14 protein-coding genes are annotated in these 15,859 nt (G+C 72.5%); 10 read left to right on the top strand and 4 right to left on the bottom strand.

Annotation, left to right across the window (positions count from 1 at the left end; genetic code table 11):
• Nucleotides 1-123: 123 nt before the first annotated feature.
• The gene (locus ABZT06_RS38020; RefSeq protein WP_355751809.1) at nt 124-2,286 is read left to right on the top strand and encodes a primosomal protein N'; all 2,163 of its coding nucleotides are present in this window, start codon (nt 124-126) and stop codon (nt 2,284-2,286) included.
• A 178-nt stretch (nt 2,287-2,464) separates the two neighbouring features.
• On the opposite strand, the gene ABZT06_RS38015 is transcribed toward ABZT06_RS38020, so the two are convergent.
• Nucleotides 2,465-3,016, bottom strand: a complete 552-nt coding sequence (locus ABZT06_RS38015) for a hypothetical protein (RefSeq protein WP_355751807.1) — start codon at nt 3,014-3,016, stop codon at nt 2,465-2,467.
• 271 nt (nt 3,017-3,287) lie between these two features.
• Here ABZT06_RS38015 and fmt point away from each other — a divergent pair, with 271 nt between their 5' ends.
• Together fmt and ABZT06_RS38005 are read left to right on the top strand one after the other, a co-directional pair.
• Nucleotides 3,288-4,220 carry a methionyl-tRNA formyltransferase gene (gene fmt, locus ABZT06_RS38010; RefSeq protein WP_355751805.1) on the top strand — a complete coding sequence of 311 codons (933 nt, stop codon included), beginning with the start codon at nt 3,288-3,290 and terminating at the stop codon, nt 4,218-4,220.
• A 127-nt stretch (nt 4,221-4,347) separates the two neighbouring features.
• Nucleotides 4,348-5,766 (top strand): transcription antitermination factor NusB, encoded by a 1,419-nt coding sequence (locus ABZT06_RS38005; RefSeq protein WP_355751803.1) that lies wholly within the window; start codon nt 4,348-4,350, stop codon nt 5,764-5,766.
• A 1-nt stretch (nt 5,767) separates the two neighbouring features.
• On the opposite strand, the gene ABZT06_RS38000 is transcribed toward ABZT06_RS38005, so the two are convergent.
• Nucleotides 5,768-7,924: an MMPL family transporter gene (locus ABZT06_RS38000; protein WP_355751801.1), complete on the bottom strand. Its 2,157-nt coding sequence runs from the start codon at nt 7,922-7,924 to the stop codon at nt 5,768-5,770.
• Between the two features lie 158 nt (nt 7,925-8,082).
• Here ABZT06_RS38000 and rpe point away from each other — a divergent pair, with 158 nt between their 5' ends.
• The 7 genes from rpe (at nt 8,083) to ABZT06_RS37965 (ending at nt 14,484) form a co-directional block, all read left to right on the top strand.
• The gene (gene rpe, locus ABZT06_RS37995) at nt 8,083-8,769 is read left to right on the top strand and encodes a ribulose-phosphate 3-epimerase (protein ID WP_355751799.1); all 687 of its coding nucleotides are present in this window, start codon (nt 8,083-8,085) and stop codon (nt 8,767-8,769) included.
• A gap of 78 nt (nt 8,770-8,847) precedes the next feature.
• Nucleotides 8,848-9,891, top strand: a complete 1,044-nt coding sequence (locus tag ABZT06_RS37990) for a sugar-binding domain-containing protein (RefSeq protein ID WP_355751797.1) — start codon at nt 8,848-8,850, stop codon at nt 9,889-9,891.
• Between the two features lie 40 nt (nt 9,892-9,931).
• Nucleotides 9,932-10,300 carry a ribonuclease domain-containing protein gene (locus ABZT06_RS37985; RefSeq protein WP_355751795.1) on the top strand — a complete coding sequence of 123 codons (369 nt, stop codon included), beginning with the start codon at nt 9,932-9,934 and terminating at the stop codon, nt 10,298-10,300.
• Entirely contained in the window at nt 10,297-10,599 is a 303-nt protein-coding gene (locus ABZT06_RS37980) for a barstar family protein (protein ID WP_355751794.1), read from the top strand. The genes ABZT06_RS37985 and ABZT06_RS37980 overlap by 4 nt, the downstream gene beginning before the upstream one ends.
• Nucleotides 10,600-10,731: 132 nt before the next feature.
• Nucleotides 10,732-12,174, top strand: a complete 1,443-nt coding sequence (locus ABZT06_RS37975) for a GuaB1 family IMP dehydrogenase-related protein (protein WP_355751838.1) — start codon at nt 10,732-10,734, stop codon at nt 12,172-12,174.
• Nucleotides 12,175-12,563: 389 nt separating this feature from the next.
• The gene (locus ABZT06_RS37970) at nt 12,564-14,021 is read left to right on the top strand and encodes an amino acid permease (protein ID WP_355751792.1); all 1,458 of its coding nucleotides are present in this window, start codon (nt 12,564-12,566) and stop codon (nt 14,019-14,021) included.
• 10 nt (nt 14,022-14,031) lie between these two features.
• Nucleotides 14,032-14,484: an Lrp/AsnC family transcriptional regulator gene (locus ABZT06_RS37965; protein ID WP_007380661.1), complete on the top strand. Its 453-nt coding sequence runs from the start codon at nt 14,032-14,034 to the stop codon at nt 14,482-14,484.
• Here the strand turns inward: ABZT06_RS37965 and ABZT06_RS37960 are convergent.
• Nucleotides 14,477-14,935: a hypothetical protein gene (locus tag ABZT06_RS37960; RefSeq protein ID WP_355751790.1), complete on the bottom strand. Its 459-nt coding sequence runs from the start codon at nt 14,933-14,935 to the stop codon at nt 14,477-14,479. The genes ABZT06_RS37965 and ABZT06_RS37960 overlap by 8 nt on opposite strands.
• Before the next feature lie 11 nt (nt 14,936-14,946).
• A complete protein-coding gene (locus ABZT06_RS37955) occupies nt 14,947-15,687 on the bottom strand; it encodes a GntR family transcriptional regulator (protein WP_355751788.1) in 741 nt (246 codons plus the stop codon).
• Nucleotides 15,688-15,859: the final 172 nt, after the last annotated feature.

Here is a 15,859-nt window from a genome sequence, read left to right as displayed (position 1 = left end):
CCCGCCCCACCCGTACGAGGCCCGGCCCCCAGGGGGCCGGGCCTCGGGCATGTCCGGCAACCGGCGCACCGCGACGGCGGACAGCACGGCCGACTGTCAGTGGGGTCTGGTACCAATGATGCTGTGAGCAGCGAGAACGGGTCGCAGGACGGGGGCGCCGAGGGAGCGCAGCCCGAGCAGCTTGCGCTCATTCGGGAGAGTGTGCGGAAGGCCAAGGTGCCGCGGGCCAAGCCGCGGACGTGGCGGGGGGCCGCGCTGGCCAAGGAGTTGCCGGTCGCGCGGGTGCTGGTCGACAAGGGCGTACTGCATCTCGACCGGTACTTCGACTACGCCGTGCCCGAGGAACTCGACGCGGACGCGCAGCCGGGGGTGCGGGTGCGGGTGCGGTTCGGGGCCGGGCGCGGGCGGGTCCGGGACGGGCGGCGTGAGGGCGGGGGGCTGATCGACGGGTTCCTGGTCGAGCGGCTCGCGGAATCGGACTACTCCGGACCGCTGGCGGCCCTCGCCCAGGTCGTCTCGCCCGAGCCGGTGCTCGGCGAGGAGCTTCTGGGACTCGCGCGGGCCGTCGCCGACCGCTATGCGGGCAGCCTCGCCGATGTGCTCCAGCTCGCCGTACCGCCTCGCAGCGCCCGGGCCGAGCAGCGGCCTTCACCTGAGCCCTTGCCGCCGCCCGCCGCGCCGGAGCCGGGATCCTGGGGGCGGTACGAGCGTGGGGACGCCTTTCTGGAGTCGCTGGCCTCGGGGGGCGCACCGCGCGCGGTGTGGAACGCCCTGCCCGGGCCGGAGTGGTGTGAGGAACTGGCGCGGGCCGTGGCCGCGACCCTGGCCTCGGGGCGGGGCGCGCTCGTCGTCGTGCCGGACGGACGAGCCGTCGCGCGCGTCGACGCCGCGCTCACCTCGGTGATGGGGGAGGGGCGGCATGCGGTCCTGACCGCCGATGCCGGGCCGGAGAAGCGGTATCGCGAGTGGCTGGCCGTGCGGCGGGGGGCGGTGCGGGCCGTGGTCGGGACGCGGGCCGCCATGTTCGCCCCGGTGCGGGACCTGGGGCTCGTCGCTCTCTGGGACGACGGCGACGACAGCCACAGTGAGCCGCACGCTCCGCAGCCGCATGCGCGCGAGGTGCTGTTGTTGCGGGCCGCGCAGGACAAGTGTGGTTTCCTGCTGGGGAGTTGGAGCTGCACCGTGGAGGCCGCGCAGCTCGTGGAGAGCGGGTGGGCCCGGCCGCTGGTGGCCTCGCGGGAGCAGGTGCGGGCGGTGGCTCCGCTGGTGCGGACCGTCGGGGACCAGGATCTCGCGCGGGACGAGGCCGCGCGGGCGGCCCGGCTGCCCACGCTCGCCTGGCAGGCCGTCAGAGAGGGCTTGCGGCACGGGCCGGTGCTCGTGCAGGTGCCCCGGCGGGGGTACGTGCCGCGGATGGCGTGCGCCAACTGCCGGGCGCCCGCGCGGTGTCGGCACTGCGCCGGACCGTTGGAGGGGCAGGAGTCCGGGGCGGCGCTGCGGTGCGGGTGGTGCGGGCGCGAGGAGGGGGCCTGGCACTGTCCGGAGTGCGGGGGGTTCCGGTTGCGGGCGCAGGTGGTGGGGGCCCGGCGCACCGCGGAGGAGCTGGGGCGGGCCTTTCCCGCGGTTCCCGTACGGACCTCCGGGCGTGAGCATGTCCTGGACACCGTGCCAGGGGCCCCGGCGCTGGTCGTGAGTACGCCGGGGGCCGAGCCGGTCGCCGAGGGCGGCTATGCGGCGGCGCTGTTGCTGGACGGGTGGGCCATGCTCGGCCGGCCGGACCTGCGGGCCGGGGAGGATGCGCTGAGGCGGTGGATCGCGGCGGCGGCGCTGGTGCGGGCGCAGGGAGCCGGGGGCACCGTGGTGGTGGTCGCCGAGCCCACCCTGCGGCCCGTGCAGGCGTTGGTGCGCTGGGACCCGGTCGGGCACGCGGTGCGGGAGTTGGGAGAGCGGGCCGAGTTGGGGTTCCCGCCCGTGTCGCGGATGGCCGCGGTGTCGGGGACGGGGGAGGCGCTCGCCGAGTTCCTGGCTGCTGTGGAACTGCCGGGTGAGGCAGAGGTGTTGGGCCCTGTGCCGTTGCCGGTGACGGCAGCGGCGGGGCCTCGGAGGGTGGGGGCGCCGCCGGTCGGAGAGCGGTGGGAGCGGGTGCTGGTGCGGGTTCCGCCGGGAAGGGGGGCCGCGTTGGCGGCCTCACTCAAGGCCGCGCAGGCTTCGCGGATGGCTCGGGGTGGGGGGAGCGGGGGCGAGGGGGCGGTGTGGGTGCGGATCGATCCGCCTGACATCGGGTGACGGGCCTGGTCGGGGGCGCGGGTGCGAAGGGGGCGCCGGACCGTCTGGCTGCGGGGACAGGGGCCCACGCGTCGCCGTGGAGACACTGCGAAGGTCGCGGGCGTGCGGGGCAGAGGTGGGCGCGGACATGCGTCTGCCCTCCCGGTCGTGGGGTGGGAGGGCAGAGAGGGAAGACGGGTCAGCCGTTGCGGGGGCTGGGGAAGGCTGTGGGCCTGGCCTCCTCACGGAGGGCGGGGCTGCCCGCGGTGGGCTGGGTCGGCATGGAGCGGGCCGCGGGGACCGTGGGGACCGCCGGCACGGTGGGGGCAGCGGTGTCGACGCCGACCGCGCGGGTTCCCGACGGCTCCGTGGCGCGCTCGGCGTCGGCCGTCGCCTGGGCCGTGGCGCGGCGGGCGCCGTAACGACGGTGGACCGCCTGCTTGGTGACGCCGAGCGCGGAGCCCACCGCGTCCCACGAGAAGCCGAGCGAGCGGTCGAAGTCGACCGCGGCCGTCACCAGGGTCTCGACGCTGTCCCGCAGTTCCTGCGCGAGACGGACCGTGGGAGCGGGGGCGCGTCCGTAGACGACGAAGCCCGTGGAGGGGCCGGAGCGGCGCGGACGGTAGACGTTGCCCAGCTGGGCGGTCAGGGTGCGCAGCGCGTCCACCTGCCGGCGGACCCGCTCGATGTCCCGCACCAGCAAGTGCAGGCTGGCCCGAGCCTGGGCGTCGTGGGTTGCGTGGTCGGCCATGAACAAGCCTCTCGAACCGGCGTTGAAAAGGATGGGGCCGCGATCGCGGCCCGTTGTGGTCAACTCTTTCTTGACCAACGCGTCTACGCTCCGCTGGTCACGCAGTGGGGGCGCACCGACATATGCGTGCGCCGGGGGCGAGGGGTTCGCGCCTTGGTCAGGAGGACGGGCCTCGCCTGAGGGGGCCCGCTCCGGCCGTGCGGCGGTCGGGGGCCCCGCCATACACTTGTGCGTTGCCCGTCGTCACCCGTCCGAGAGGCCCTGCCCACCCATGAAGCTCGTCTTCGCCGGTACCCCCGAGGTCGCCGTTCCCGCCCTGGACGCTCTCCTCGCCTCCGGGCGGCATGAGGTCGCCGCCGTCGTCACGCGACCGGACGCGCCGGCCGGGCGGGGGCGCAGGCTGGTCGCGAGTCCGGTCGCGGAGCGGGCCGCGGAGGCGGGGATCGAGGTGCTGAAGCCGGTCAAGCCGCGGGATCCCGAGTTCCTGGAGCGGCTTCGCGAGATCGCCCCGGACTGCTGCCCCGTCGTCGCCTACGGCGCCCTCCTGCCCCGCGTGGCCCTCGACATCCCCGCGCACGGCTGGGTCAACCTGCACTTCTCGCTGCTGCCGGCCTGGCGCGGGGCCGCTCCCGTGCAGCACTCCATCATGGCGGGGGACGAGCTCACGGGCGCTTCGACCTTCCTCATCGAAGAGGGGCTGGACTCCGGGCCGGTGTACGGCACGGTCACCGAGGAGATCCGGCACACCGACACCAGCGGTGACCTGCTGACCCGGCTCGCCTTCGCCGGCGCGGGGCTGCTCGCCGCCACGATGGACGGCATCGCGGACGGCACGCTGAAGGCCGTACCGCAGCCGTCCGAGGGCATCACCGTCGCCCCGAAGATCACCGTCGAGGACGCGCGGGTCGACTGGTCCGCGCCCGCGCTGCGGGTGGACCGGGTGGTGCGGGGGTGCCACCCCTCGCCCGGCGCCTGGACGACCTTCCGCGGCGAGCGGCTCAAGCTCATCCAGGTCCAGCCGGTCCCCGACCGTACGGATCTGGCCCCCGGCGCGCTCTCCGTCGGCAAGAACAGTGTGCACGTCGGTACCGGGTCGTACGGCGTGGAACTGCTGTGGGTGCAGGCGCAGGGGAAGAAGCCGATGAAGGCCGCGGACTGGGCGCGGGGTGTAAGGATCTCGGACGGGGAGACCGTCGGCGCGTGACGCGCGGGGCGTGACCGGCCGAGGGGGCTGCCCCGGCGCCGGTGACGTGGGTGCTCCGGGGTCACCCGGCTCGCGGCGGACGTACGCTTGGTGCGTCATCAGACCTTGAACCCGGAGCACCTTTTTCGTGAGCGACCAGCCCCGCCGGCCCCAGAAACCCGGCAAGCCCTACCGTCGGCCCCAGAAGGATCCCGTCCGCATCCTCGCCTTCGAGGCGCTGCGGGCCGTGGACGAGCGGGACGCGTACGCCAACCTCGTCCTGCCGCCGCTGTTGCGGAAGGCGCGGGAGAAGGGCGGCTTCGAGGCGCGGGACGCGGCGCTGGCCACCGAGCTCGTGTACGGGACACTGCGGCGGCAGGGGACGTACGACGCGATCATCGCCGAGTGCGTGGACCGGCCGCTCCGCGAGGTCGACCCGCCGGTCCTCGACGTGCTGAGCCTCGGGGCGCATCAGCTGCTCGGGACGCGCATCCCGACGCACGCCGCCGTGTCCGCCTCCGTCGAACTCGCGCGGGTCGTGCTCGGGGACGGACGGGCCAAGTTCGTCAACGCCGTGCTGCGGAAGGTCGCGCAGGACGATCTCGACGGCTGGGTCGCGAAGGTGGCTCCGCCCTACGACGACGACCCCGAGGACCATCTCGCCGTCGTCCACTCGCACCCCCGCTGGGTCGTCTCCGCGCTGTGGGACTCCCTGGGCGGCGGCCGGGCCGGCATCGAGCGGCTGCTGGAGGCCGACAACGAACGGCCCGAGGTGACCCTCGTCGCCCGGCCCGGGCGGTCCACCACCGGGGAACTGCTGCGCGAGGAGTCCGCCGTGGCGGGGCGCTGGTCGCCGTACGCCGTACGGCTGGCCGAGGGCGGTGAGCCCGGGGCCGTGGACGCCGTACGGGAGGGCCGGGCCGGGGTGCAGGACGAGGGCAGTCAGCTCGTCGCGCTGGCCCTCGCGAACGCGCCCTTGGAGGGGCGGGACGAGAAGTGGCTCGACGGGTGTGCGGGACCTGGTGGCAAGGCCGCGCTGCTCGCCGCGCTGGCCGCCGAGCGGGGCGCCATGCTGCTCGCCTCCGAGAAGCAGCCGCATCGGGCCGGGCTGGTGGCCAAGGCGCTCGCCGGGAATCCCGGGCCGTACCAGGTCATCGCAGCGGACGGGACCCGGCCGCCGTGGCAGCCGGGGAGTTTCGACCGGGTGCTGATGGACGTGCCGTGCACGGGGCTCGGGGCGTTGCGGCGGCGACCGGAGGCTCGGTGGCGGCGGCGGCCCGAGGATCTGGACGGGTTCGGGCCGTTGCAGCGGGGGTTGTTGAGCACGGCGTTGGACTCCGTCCGGGTGGGCGGGGTGGTGGGGTATGCGACCTGTTCTCCTCATCTCGCGGAGACGCGGGCGGTGGTGGAGGACGTGCTGAAGCAGTGGCCGGCCGCCGAGCTCGTCGATGCACGGCCGTTGTTTCCCGGTGTGCCGGAGCTGGGGGAGGGGCCGGACGTTCAGTTGTGGCCGCATGTGCACGGGACCGATGCGATGTATCTGGCGGTCATTCGCAGGACAGGGTGATCTAGTCGTGCGTCTGGCGCGCCGTCTCGGCTGGTCGCGCAGTTCCCCGCGCCCCTAGGTCGGTCGACTCACCGTTGGCCAGTTTGCTGGGCCACCACACCTTCTCGCCCACGTCCAGGAACAAGGACGTCACCAGGACCGACCTCACGATGAACGTGTCCAGCAGGACGCCCAGCGCCACCGCGAAGCCGATCTCCGCGAAGGCGACCATCGGGAGGGTGCCCAGGGCGGCGAAGGTGCCGGCCAGGACCAGGCCGGCGGAGGTGATGACCGCGCCGGTCGCGGCCAGGCCGGTGATCACGCCCGGGCGGGTGCCCTGACGGACCGCCTCCTCGCGGATGCGGGTGGTCAGGAAGATGTTGTAGTCGATGCCGAGGGCCACCAGGAAGACGAACACGAACAGCGGGAAGTCCGTCGACTCGCCCGCGTAGTCGAACAGGTGGCGGAAGGCCAGGGCGCTGATGCCCAGGGCTCCCGCGAAGGACAGGATCACCGTCCCGATCAGGAGCAACGGGGCGATCAGGGCACGCAGCAGGGCGCAAAGGATCAGCAGGACGACCGCCAGCACCAGCGGGATGATCAGTATGTTGTCGTGCGTGGTCGCCCTGTCCATGTCCAGCAGGGCGGCCGTACCGCCGCCGACCCGGGCGTCGGCGTCCGGGACCGCGTGGACGGCGTCCCGGACCCGCTCCACCGTCTGTTTCGCGGCCTCGCTGTCGGCCGGGGCGGTCATCGTCGCCTCGAAGAGGACCTTGCCTTCGAACGCCGGTTTCGTGCCCGGTGGCAGGCCCAGGGACGTGGGCACGACGCCCCGCGTCCCCGCGACCGCCTCGCCGACCTGTCGTGCCTGGGCCTGGTTGCTGACGACGACCAGGGGATCGCCGCTGCCTGCCGGGAAGTACCGTGCGGACACCTCCTGGCCGACGATCGAGTCCGGTTTCCCGGTGAACGCGTCGGCGTTGCTGATGCCCTCGGCGCGCAGCTGGATCAGGCCGAGCGAGCAGATCGCGAGGGCCAGCGCGGTGGCGCCCCAGATCATGCGGGGGCGGCGGGCGATACGGCGGCCGGTGCGGGCCCAGACGCCGGTCTCGATGCGGTCGGGGGCGCCGAAGCGCGGAGTCGTCGGCCAGAAGATCCAGCGGCCGAAGATCACCAGCAGGGCCGGGAACAGTGTCGTCATCGCCAGCAGGGCGACCGCGACACCGATCGCCGCGACCGGGCCGAGACCGCGGGTCGAGTTCATCTCGGCGGCCAGCAGCACGAGCATGCTCAGGACGACGGTCGCGCCCGAGGCGAGCACCGCGGGGCCCGCGCGGTGCAGGGCGAGGGCCATCGCCTCGTGGCGGTCCTCGTGGTGGTGCAGTTCCTCCCGGTAGCGGGCCACCAGCAGCAGGGCGTAGTCGGTCCCCGCGCCGAAGACGAGGACCGTCAGGATGCCCGCGCTCTGGCCGTTGACCGTCAGGCCCGCGTGCTGGGCGAGCAGGTAGATGAGGGCCTGCGCGGTGAACAGCGCGGCGACCACGGAGAGCAGCGGGACCAGGAGCAGGGTGGGGCTGCGGAAGGTGATGAGCAGCATGACGACGACGACCGCCATCGCGGACAGCAGCAGCGTCGAGTCGATGCCCTCGAAGGCCTTGGAGAAGTCCGCGGAGGTGCCGCCCGGGCCGGTGATGTGCACGGCGAGGCCGTCGCCGCCCTTGCCGGCGATGTCACGGAGGGAGTCGACCGCGGGCGCGATCTCCTGCCAGCCCTTCTCGTCCATGGTGATCGGGACGAGGATCTGGGCCGCGCGCGGGTCGCCCCGCCGGTCGTAGACCGGGCCCCGGGTCTCCGAGCCGCGGATGCCGTGTGCCGTGAGCTGCCTGATCTCGGCCGCGTCCTTGGCGATCTCGGCCCGCTCCTGTGGCGTGAGGCCGCTCTCGCGCGCGTAGACGACGACCGCGGGGATCTGTTCCGGCCTGAAGTCCTCGGAGAGCTGGAGGACTTGGGTCGACTCCGCGGAGCCGGGCAGCCAGGAGGCGGCGTCGTTGTCCTGGGCGTCGGTGAGCTTGGAGGCGAGGGGCGCCGTCAGGAACAGCACCACGAGCCACAGCGCCAACACCAGCCACTTGGCACGGCGTCCGCAGACGAGATGGGCGAGTCGGCGGTTGCTTGTCATGGGGACCTCCGCACCATTGCCCCCAGGGGGCGCGGGGTGGGTCGATATGCGGCTCCGCCGCGTGGACGCGACCAGCCATATACAACTCGCAGTCGGAGCGAGCCGCCAGCCCCGGGGCCACCGCCGCCCGAGCCCGGCGCAGCGCATACGCTTGGGGCATGGCCGCGCAGATCAACCCCAGCATCCTGTCCGCCGACTTCGCCCGCCTCGCGGACGAGGCGAAGGCGGTCGGGGGAGCCGACTGGCTCCACGTCGACGTCATGGACAACCATTTCGTCCCGAACCTCACGCTCGGTGTGCCGGTCGTAGAGTCTCTGGCCCGTGCGACGGACACCCCGCTGGACTGCCATCTGATGATCGAGGCCCCCGATCGCTGGGCGCCCCAGTACGTAGAGGCGGGGGCCTCCTCCGTCACCTTCCATGTGGAGGCGGCCGCCGCTCCGGTCCGGCTTGCCCGGGAGATCCGTGCCAAGGGTGCCCGTGCCTCCATGGCGCTGAAGCCGGCGACGCCCATCGAGCCGTACGAGGACCTGCTCCCCGAGCTCGACATGCTGCTGATCATGACGGTCGAACCCGGTTTCGGCGGGCAGGCGTTCCTCGACATCATGCTCCCCAAGATTCGCCGGACCCGCGAGTTGATCAGCAAGCACGGGCTTGAGCTGTGGCTCCAGGTCGACGGCGGTGTCTCGGCCGCCACCATCGAGCGCTGCGCGGACGCGGGCGCCGACGTGTTCGTCGCCGGGTCGGCCGTCTACGGGGCCTCCGACCCGGCCGAGGCGGTACGTGCACTACGCAACCAAGCCGAGGGGGCGACCGCGAAGGCTTCGTGGGCGTGCGACCACTGAGCGTCAGGTACGTGAACGGCGCCCATCAGGGCTGATCAAGCGCGCCGGATCTGCAAGGATGAACGGCGAATCCAGAGTGTGAACAGCAGTGAGGAGATCGCCGTGTCGGGTATGTCGGCTGGCCGGTCAGCCATGCGGATGGGACCCGCTGAGCTGGTGCAGGCGGCGGCCATGGCCCGCCGCTTCTACCTCGAGGGCAAGTCCAAGATCCAGATCGCGGAGGAGTTCGGCGTCAGCCGCTTCAAGGTGGCCCGGGTCCTGGAGACCGCCCTCGAACGGGACCTCGTACGCATCGAGATCCGCGTGCCGGCCGAGCTGGACGCGGAGCGCTCCGACGCGCTCCGCGCCCGCTACGGCCTCAGGCACGCCGTGGTGGTCGAGTCCCCGGCCGAGGCCCAGGACTCGACCGACCCCGAGAACCTGGGAGAAGTGGCCGCCGACCTGCTCGGCGAACTGGTCGACGAGGGCGACATCCTGGGCCTGGCCTGGGGTCGTTCCACCATCCACATGGCGGCCGCGCTCGACCGGCTCCCGCCGTGCACGGTGGTGCAGTTGACGGGTGTGTACGACGCCGGGACCGCCGAGCGCGGTTCGGTGGAGGCGGTGCGGCGGGCCGCCCAGGTGTCCGGCGGGGACGCCCACCCCATCTACGCGCCGATGCTGCTGCCGGACGCGGCCACCGCGCAGGCGCTGCGGCACCAGACCGGGATCGCCCGGGCCTTCGAGTACTTCGACAAGGTCACGGTCGCCTGTGTCTCCATCGGTTCCTGGGAGCGGGGCATCTCGACGGTGCACGACATGCTCAGCGACGAGGAGCGCGGCCACTACGCCTCGCTCGGGGTCGCCGCCGAGATGTCCGCGCACCTCTTCGACACCGAGGGCCGCAGGGTCGGGCGGGACCTGGGCGAGCGGTGCATCACCGTCAAGGCCGACCAGCTCCGCCGTATCCCCGAGGTCGTCGCGATCGCGGGTGGGCAGCGCAAGGCGGCCGCGATCGACGCGGTGCTGCGCTCCGGGCTCGTCACCAGCCTGGTGACGGACACCTCCGCCGCGGACTACCTGATGACGGCGGGGACGACGCCGAAGCCGGCCCTGAACAGGGCGGACCCGGACGGGCCCTGACGGAGCGTCATGAGGGGACGGCCGTGGCAGCATCGAGCGCATGCTGCTGCGGTTCGTCTCCCGAATGCTTCTGTGTGTGCTGTTCCTGACGGGGTGCTCGGCCACCGACACCGATCCGTCGCCGGGCGGCGGCCTGGCCACCGTCCAGGAGTCGGAGCTCCCGGCCGAGGCCCGGCAGACCCTCGAACTCATCGACAGGGGCGGGCCGTTCCCGTACGCCAAGGACGGCTCGGTCTTCGGGAACTTCGAGCGGCTGCTGCCCGCGCACCAGCGCGGCTACTACCACGAGTACACCGTCCCCACGCCGGGCTCGCGTGATCGCGGGGCCCGGCGCATCGTCACCGGGCAGGGCGGGGAGACCTACTACACCGATGATCACTACGACTCGTTCAGGGCGGTACTGAGATGACGGCACGCGTGGTCACGCTGGACCTCGACGGGGTCACGGACAAGGCGGGCCTGATGGACCGCTGCGCCCGGGACCTGCGGCTGCCGGACTGGTTCGGCCGCAACTGGGACGCGCTGGCCGACGTCCTCTCCGACCCGGGCCTGTGGTCCGAGGGCGGCGCCGGCGAGGAGACCGTCGTGGTCGTACGGCACTGGGACCGGTACGCCGAGGCGCGGCCGGACGAGTGGGCGACCGCGCGCGAGGTGTTCTCGCAGGCGGCCGCGCTGACCGTGGCGCTCGCCCTTGGAGCTTCGTCCTAAGGCCCCCGCGGCCGGTCTGGACGTTCCGCCCGTGGGTGGCGTTCCGCCCGGCGTGGGAGAATGAAGTACGTGCTCTTTCCCCCTGGCTGACCTGTCCGGGGGCCACCTCTGATCGACTGGGATGTGCAGCACGTGCGTTTCCTCAACGACATCCAGCCCCCGTACGACCTGACGTACGACGACGTCTTCATGGTCCCGAGTCGCAGCGCCGTCGGCTCGCGGCAGGGTGTGGACCTCAGCTCCCCGGACGGCACGGGCACCACGATCCCGCTGGTCGTCGCCAACATGACCGCCATCGCCGGGCGCCGCATGGCCGAGACGGTGGCCCGCCGCGGTGGCCTCGTGGTCATCCCGCAGGACATCCCGATCGAGGTCGTCACCGAGGTCGTCTCCTGGGTGAAGAGCCGCCACCACGTTCTGGACACCCCGATCGTGCTGGCCCCGCACCAGACCGTCGCCGACGCGCTCGCCCTGCTGCAGAAGCGCGCGCACAACGCCGGCGTGGTCGTCGACGAGGCGGGCCGGCCCATCGGTGTCGTCACGGACCAGGACCTGTCCGGGGTCGACCGATTCACGCAGCTCGCCGAGGTCATGTCGCGCGACCTGCTGCTCCTCGACGCGGACATCGACCCGCGTGAGGCCTTCAACCGCCTCGACGCGGCCAACCGGCGCTACGCCCCCGCCGTGGACCCGGAGGGCCGTCTCGCCGGCATCCTCACCCGCAAGGGCGCCCTGCGCGCCACGCTGTACACGCCGGCCGTCGACGCGCAGGGCAGGCTGCGCATCGCCGCCGCCGTGGGCATCAACGGCGACTTCGCGGAGAAGGCCAAGCAGCTGCTCGACGCGGGCGTCGACACGCTGGTCATCGACACCGCGCACGGCCACCAGGAGTCGATGATCACCGCGATCAGGACGGTCCGGGCGCTCGACCCGCAGGTCCCGATCGCGGCCGGCAACATCGTGGCGGCCGAGGGCGTGCGGGACCTGATCGAGGCCGGCGCGGACATCATCAAGGTCGGTGTCGGCCCCGGCGCCATGTGCACCACCCGCATGATGACCGGCGTCGGCAGGCCGCAGTTCTCCGCGGTCCTGGAGTGCGCGGCCGAGGCGAGGAAGTACGGCAAGCACGTGTGGGCCGACGGCGGTGTCCGGCACCCGCGCGACGTCGCCATGGCGCTGGCCGCCGGCGCGTCCAACGTGATGATCGGGTCCTGGTTCGCGGGCACCTACGAGTCGCCGGGCGACCTCCAGCAGGACGCGAGCGGACGGCTCTACAAGGAATCCTTCGGCATGGCGTCCGCGCGGGCGGTGCGCAACCGCACGTCGGACGAGTCGGCGTACGACCGCGCCCGCAAGGCGCTGTTCGAGGAGGGCATCTCGACCTCCCGGATGTTCCTCGACCCGGCCCGCCCGGGTGTCGAGGACCTGATCGACTCGATCATCGCGGGCGTCCGCTCCTCCTGCACCTACGCCGGCGCGGGCTCCCTGGAGGAGTTCGCCGAGAAGTCGGTCGTGGGCATCCAGAGCGCGGCCGGTTACGCCGAGGGCAAGCCGCTGCACGCCAGCTGGAGCTGAGTCCGTCGTGCGCGGCCCCCGTCGAAAATCGGGGGCCGTTCGCGTTTTCGGTTCGGTGGGACGTGCGTGGTCGTGGCGCGACGGGCTGCGGGAGAGCCAGAGGCTCGATGAGTAGTGCCGAAGGGGCCGACAGAGGCGCGCGTCGGCGCCGAGGCCGCGGCCTGCGGCAAGCTCGGCCAGAGGGGTTCGACGAGACGGAACGGGGCGTCGCGAGGGAGCCGGAGGGCCGCTGACGAGGCCTGAAGGGGGCGCGCGCAACGAACGCACGCCCATCGGCGACGAACGCAACGATCTTGCGAGTGCGTGCAAGGTTGCTGCATTACGACTGTGACGTCCGGACTCGTAGGGTGCTTCGCTGTACTCACCTGCAGCGACGAAGGAGTCAGCGCGTGCTCGACCAAGGCGCACCCCCGCGACAGCGCACATCACAGGCCACGGGGCTCGGTGCGCGCCTCATGCGGCGCAAGCCGGTGGAACGCCTGGTGGCGGAGGGCGGGCAGGGCGAGGGAGGGGCCCTCAGGCGCTCCCTCGGGCTCTGGCAGCTGACGATGATCAGCATCGGTGCCACCCTGGGCACCGGCATCTTCGTCGTCCTCGGCGAGGCGGTTCCCAAGGCCGGCCCGGCCGTCACCCTCTCTTTCGTGATCGCCGGCCTCACCGCCCTCTTCTCGGCCCTGTCCTACGCCGAGCTCGCGGGCACCATCCCGGTCGCCGGGTCCTCGTACTCGTACGCGTACGCAACCATGGGCGAACTGATCGCCTGGATATGCGGCTGGTGCCTGGTCCTGGAGTACGGCGTCTCGGTCGCCGCCGTGGCCGTCGGCTGGGGCGAGTACCTGAACGAACTCCTCGACGGGACCATCGGCGTCACCATCCCGGACGCGCTGTCCGCTCCGCCCGGCGACGGCGGCGTCTTCAACCTCCCGGCGCTGATCGTGGTCCTGCTCGCCATGGCCTTCCTGCTGGGCGGCGCCCGCGAGTCCGCCCGCGCCAACACCGTCATGGTGGTCGTGAAGATGGCCGCGCTGGTGCTGTTCTGCGCGATCGGCGTCCAGGGCTTCCGCTCGGGCAACTACGAGCACTTCTTGCCGCTCGGGATGGCCGGGGTCAGCGCGGCCGGTGCCACGCTCTTCTTCTCGTACATCGGCTTCGACGCCGCCTCCACCGCCGGTGAGGAGGCGAAGAACGCCCAGCGCGACCTGCCTCGCGCGATCATGCTGTCGCTCGTCATCGTGACCGCGCTGTACGTCCTGGTCGCCGCCGTCGCGGTCGGCGCGAAGCCCTGGCGGCACTTCAACGACTCCGAGGCCGCGCTCGCCCAGATCATGCGCGAGGTCACCGGGCAGAGCTTCTGGGGCACCCTGCTGGCGTTCTGCGCGGTCATCGCCATCGCGAGCGTCGTCCTGACCGTCCTCTACGGCCAGACCCGCATCCTCTTCGCGATGTCCCGGGACGGACTGGTGCCCAAGGTGTTCGCCCGGGTCCACCCGAAGACCGGCGCCCCTCGCGCCAACACGGTGATCGTGTCCCTGTTCTGCGGAGTGCTGGCCGCGGCGATCCCGCTCGGCCAGCTGGCCGACGCCACCAGCATCGGCACGCTCTTCGCCTTCGCCCTGGTCAACATCGCCGTCGTGGTGCTGCGCCGGACCCGCCCGGACATGCCCCGCACCTTCCGCGTCCCGCTCTCGCCGGTCTTCCCGGCGCTGGGCTTCGGCTTCTGCGTGTGGATGATGGGCAGCCTGTCCACCGTCACCTGGGTGGTCTTCGGGGTCTGGATGGCCGTCGGGCTCGTGTTCTACTGCGTGTACGGCCATCGCCGGTCCCGACTCGCAACACCCGAAAGCTGATCCACCCACCGTGCTGAACGATCTCGACGAACGCATCGTGCACGCCCTCGCCGAGGACGCCCGCCGCTCCTACGCGGACATCGGGCAGATCGTCGGCCTGTCCGCGCCCGCAGTGAAGCGGCGCGTGGACCGGCTGCGCGCCACCGGGGCCATCACCGGATTCACCGTACGGGTGGACCCGGCGGCGCTCGGCTGGGAGACGGAGGGGTTCGTCGAGATCTACTGCCGGCGCAACACCTCCCCGGAGACCATCCAGCGGGGCCTGGAGCGCTACCAGGAGGTCGTGGCCGCCTCCACCGTCACCGGCGAGGCGGACGCGGTGGTGCAGGTCTTCGCCTCCGACATGCGGCACTTCGAACGCGTCCTGGAACGGATCGCGGGCGAGCCCTTCGTGGAGCGGACGAAGTCGGTACTGGTCCTCTCGCCCTTGCTGCGCCGCTTCTCCTCGGGCTCGCCTACCTGACCTCCTCGGCGCGGCGCCGGACCGCCGCGAGGAGCCGCCGTACGGAGAGCGCGTGCCCGCCGGTGCCGATCACGAGCAGCCGGTAGAGGGTGCCGACCGGCCCCGGGAACCGTGCCCGGGTCTCGGCCCGCAGCCGGATCCGACCGGAACCGGCCCCGTCGAAGCGGAAGACCAGGGCGTACGTCGAGAAGTAGTGGCGGCCCACCAGGACGAGCTCCCGGCCCGGCGCGGCGGACAGCACGCGGAAGCCGGGGTAGGCCGAGCCCTTCGCCAGGGGGCGCGGTCCGGCGGCCGTACGGTCCGGGCAGCCCACCAGACGGGCGTACCCGGCAAGGCGTCCCTCGGAGAAGGAGCGGTCCAGAACCTCGCCGACGGCCTGCCACACGGCGTGGGCGTCCGCCGCCACGATCTCGGTGTGTTCGTCCACGTGCGGGAGGCTGCTGATCTCCATGAGGCTCTCCTTCAGTCGGCCGTCTTCCTGGCCAGCGCGTTGTTGTCGATCGAGTTGTGCACGCTGAAGCTCACCGCGTCCGAACGGTAGCGGTCGTCCGACCACTCCACCGGGCGCCCTTCACGGGTCGTGGTCACCCGGCGAACCCGCAGAAGCGGACTCGTCCGACGCACCCCCAGCAGCTCCGCGTCCTGCGCGCCCGCCGCCACCGCGTCGATGACGTGCTCCCCGTAGGCGAACACCAACCCCGTGTCGTCGTAAAGGCGTTGGGTGACCGAGGGGCAATCGGGCTCGATGGACTCGACGGTCGGGGAGATCCAGTCGGCGTACACCGTCCGCTCCAGCAACACCGGTTCGCCGTCCAGGCCGCGCACCCGCAGAACGTGCAACACCGGGGTCCCGACGGTCAGTTGGAGGCGTACCGCGTCCTCCTTCGTGGCCGGCCGGTACTCCTGCGCGACCACCTGGCCCGACGCCTCGCGCCCCATCGCCCGCGCCCACTCGGCGAAGCTGCGCAGTTCGGCGAAGCTCTGGCTGCGGCGGCTGGCCAGCACCACCCGCCGGGCGCCCTGGCGGGAGCCGATGAGTCCCTCCGCCGTGAGCGCCGCGACCGCCTGGCGGACCGTCCCGCGGGAGACGCCGTAGTGCGCCGCGAGCTCCGTCTCGGCGGGCAGCAGACTGCCGACGGTGTACTCCTCGCGGTCGATCGCCCGGCGCAGTTCGTCGGCGATCTCCTCGTGTCGCGCCGGCATGCTTCCCCTCTGAGTCGAATGCTGTGCACAGCGTGACCAGCGTAGTCGACATCAGGCGAGGCCCGGCAAGGGTCCGGATTGTGCGGGAATTCAGGGGTCAGCGTTTCGCCAGTGTTTACCGGTGCGACACCAGCGGCCGCCTTACTGGGGCCAACTTGTTCAGACAAGTTCT

The organism is Streptomyces sp. NPDC005483 (assembly GCF_040606035.1).
Taxonomy (GTDB): Bacteria; Actinomycetota; Actinomycetes; order Streptomycetales; family Streptomycetaceae; genus Streptomyces.
The sequence above is the reverse complement of the archived record's forward strand: the minus strand, read 5'-3'. Positions and strand labels throughout refer to the sequence as shown.